Annotated in this window: 3 protein-coding genes and 1 tRNA gene; 3 read left to right on the top strand and 1 reads right to left on the bottom strand. The window is 59.9% G+C overall.

Annotated features, from left to right (window positions below):
- Positions 1-243: 243 nt before the first annotated feature.
- Positions 244-319: transfer RNA gene (locus tag VGI36_19990), tRNA-Thr, on the bottom strand.
- A gap of 562 nt (positions 320-881) precedes the next feature.
- On the opposite strand from VGI36_19990, the gene VGI36_19985 reads away from it, so the two are divergent.
- From VGI36_19985 to VGI36_19975, 3 genes are all read left to right on the top strand, one after another.
- Positions 882-1,499, top strand: coding sequence for a methyltransferase domain-containing protein (locus VGI36_19985; protein HEY2487431.1), 618 nt, complete (start codon positions 882-884; stop codon positions 1,497-1,499).
- A 119-nt stretch (positions 1,500-1,618) separates the two neighbouring features.
- The gene (locus VGI36_19980) at positions 1,619-2,497 is read left to right on the top strand and encodes a sigma-70 family RNA polymerase sigma factor (GenBank protein ID HEY2487430.1); all 879 of its coding nucleotides are present in this window, start codon (positions 1,619-1,621) and stop codon (positions 2,495-2,497) included.
- Positions 2,497-3,123: hypothetical protein (locus tag VGI36_19975; protein ID HEY2487429.1), on the top strand; the 627-nt coding region annotated here is incomplete at its 3' end. The genes VGI36_19980 and VGI36_19975, both read left to right, overlap by 1 nt.

The following is a 3,123-nucleotide window of genomic DNA, read 5'->3' as shown; positions in this document are numbered from 1 at the left end:
CCGCCAATACGAGGCGAAGGACGGAAGCGGCAACCGCTACCAGACTGAAATCGTAGCGCTGCAGATGCGCCTGTTGGGAAATCACGCGAACGGCACCACACTTCGCTGGTACGCACACTGGCTGCCGAGCGACAGTGCCCGGTACGTAGACTTTCTCGACGCGGTTTCCGAGCGCAATAGGCACCAGGTAGGCACCACGGACGAATTTGTGGAATTGGAAGAGGAAAAAACCGTTGACCTTATTGGAGCCACCCGTCGGATTCGAACCGACGACCTGCTGATTACGAATCAGCTGCTCTACCAGCTGAGCTAGGGTGGCGCCTATTACCGTCTCCAGCAGCGCACCCAAGCCTAGTCAAGAGCGGTACCGCAGGGAAGCATTCGCCGCTTCCCGCAAGGACGGCGGATTTCAGCGTTCGGGCGAAATTCGCAGAAACATGGTAAACCGTGCAGTATGCGGGCTTGTTTTCCGCGTGACGATCGACTGTGGTCAGCGTCTTTCCTGAAAGTCAGCTTTCGTTCTCTGGCGCAACAACTCCCGACACGTCTCGGGGACGCCACTTTCATCCTACGCATCCTTGAGGTAGACATCCGAAACAAGGCTCGTTTAACCTAGTCGTCGATTGAAAGTGAGACGCGACTCGTCAATTTGGAAGAGCATGTGTCGTTTCGAGATGTGTTGATAACACGAACTAGTCAATAAGGTTGTCGATACTAGCAATATAAGTACTGCGACAGTTCGGAGACGATGTGCTGTGTTGTTTCGTTCTCTTTTCGGTGTCTAATCGGAGGAAATCCGGACTTACAACCTGAGTCAGCCTCCCTTGCTAAGGAAAGCTTCCTTTTGTCGGTTCGCAGTGGCCCTCTTGGCGAGCGTCCTTTTGGCGTTCTCCTCGCTGGCACAGGCCGCGGTTTCTGAAATCGATCGTCTCATTCAGGTACTCGATCTCAAGCCGGGTGTTGCCGTCGCCGATGTGGGCGCCGGATCGGGCGAATTGTCCATTTCGATCGCCAAGCGCGTGGCCCCGAACGGTACCGTGTACTCAACCGAGATTGACCCGAAGAAACTCGACAAAATTCGCCAGGCCGTACAGAAGGCAGGAATCCACAATGTCGTCGTCATCGCCGGGGCAAACAACGGCACGCGCTTGCCACTCAACTCTTGCGATGCGATCTTCCTGCGCCGCGTCTACCATCATCTAACCGACCCACTGGATATGGATCGCTCTCTCTATCTGGCGATGCGACCCGGAGGCAGGCTGGCGATCATTGATTTCGAGCCATCCCAGCGCCCCGGGGAACCTCCTCCTCCTGGCGTACCCGCCAACCGCGGCGGGCACGGAGCTCCCAAGTCGATTGTCACTCAAGAGCTGACTCAGGCCGGATTTGTCCCGGTAGCGACCATCGATTGGCCGGTTAGCGGTGACGTTGAGCATTTCTGCATGCTCTTCAAAAAGCCGCTGTCTCCTGCGACGGCTGCCGCTCCGGCACCACCCTAGCGGCATCAGAGTGCCGAAAAGTCTAGCCGTGCGAGCTCCGATTCCGATTGATCCAGGGGGCAAAGATCTCGGGGACTTGAGGACCGGCGGAACAGGGCAGAAGATGGATATATCAGGCGATGTGCCCACCCGACCTTACCGGCGAGCTCGACGCCATTGCCACGCGACTCTATGAACGCAGCGGCGCACCGCGCTGGAACGTTTCGCGGGCGGAATTCGGGAGTGCACTTAGCCGTGCGGTGGAACGGCGCTTCGCAAATTCCAATGAGGCGAAAGAGCGTTCCGTCATCGCTGGGTTCCTTGAGTCGCTGCAAGTAGAAGATCTTGCGCTCGCGATCGGGTGCCGCGCGGGTAATGAGTCCGCCTGGCGCGAGTTCGACACGAGGTTCCGACCCGCGATCGAGAAGATTGCCCTTCAGATCACCCGAGATGTCGACCGGGCTCGCGAAGTCGCCGAATCGCTGTATGGCGATTTATTTGGCGACGCGCGCAGCGATGGTACACGCCGCTCACCGCTTGACCATTATCACGGCCGCAGTCTGCTCGTCGCGTGGCTGCGCGCGGTGATCGTGCAGCGCGAAGCGGAGGCGTGGCGCCTGGAGTACCGGGCTCATCCCGCTGGCAAACTCGATGCCGCGGTCGCATTCGCCGATGCTGCTACATCCGAACCCGAGGATCCCGATCGCCGCCGATACCTAGCGATGGTAGCGTGTGAACTCCACAAAACCATCGATGCGCTCGCGCCGCGTGACCGATTGTGCCTCTCGTACTATTACGTTCAGGAACTGACTCTCGCCGAGACCGGCGCTCTGCTAGGTGAGCATGAGTCAACGGTCTCTCGCCGTCTTGCGCGCACTCGAGCTGAGATTCGGCGCAACGTCGAGGACGCGCTCCGGAAAGACTATCGGCTGAACGACGATCAAATAGGCAGATGCTTTGAATACGCCCTGGGCGATTGGCCGTTCGATCTCGCACGGGCTTTGGAACTAGCTAAGTAATGAGTACCGATGGCAAAGACAAATTCGATGCGCTGATCGCATCGACGATGCGAAGAACGCCAGAGAACTCGGGAGCCGACTGCCCCGATGCCGACGTGCTCGCCGCATACTCATTGCGGTCGCTCGACCCTGCTGAGCTGTCGCGCTGGGACGAGCACGCAGCACGGTGCGCGTTATGCCAGCGCGCGCTGGCCGTGCTTGTGCGCGCTGGCGCGGTCGGCCCTTCCACCGAGGCGAAACCGCTGGCGGCGACAGCGGCTGAGAGCCAAGCCGCGCCTGCGTTGTTTGTTGCAGACGAAGACGAAGGCCCGCACGGCGAAGGTGAAACCATTTTCGCCGCTATTCGCCGCGGCTTTCGCTTCATGCTAGGCCCGTTTCCGCTCTCGGTGGCTTTGCACGTGCTTGCGCTGCTGTTCCTGATCATCACGGTGCACGAGCAGCGCGGACGCGAGCTAATCATGGTGAACCTGGAAGCGGGCGGCGGCGGAGGCGGGGGCAGCGAGATGCAGGATCTCGACATGCCCGAGGTGCCGATGCCGGACACCGCACCGCAGCAGATGGATTCGCCGCAGGCGGTCGATACCTCGCAGGCGGTGGGGCTGGCCAACGACTACGTGCGGGCGGCG

It is taken from the genome of Candidatus Binataceae bacterium, assembly GCA_036495685.1.
Classification (GTDB): Bacteria; Desulfobacterota; Binatia; order Binatales; family Binataceae; genus JAFAHS01.
The sequence above is the reverse complement of the archived record's forward strand: the minus strand, read 5'-3'. Positions and strand labels throughout refer to the sequence as shown.

Bases quoted from the DNA above. Each gene is read 5' to 3' on its own strand.
- VGI36_19980 (HEY2487430.1), top strand. From the start codon at position 1,619: ATGTGCCCACCCGACCTTACCGGCGAGCTCGACGCCATTGCCACGCGA.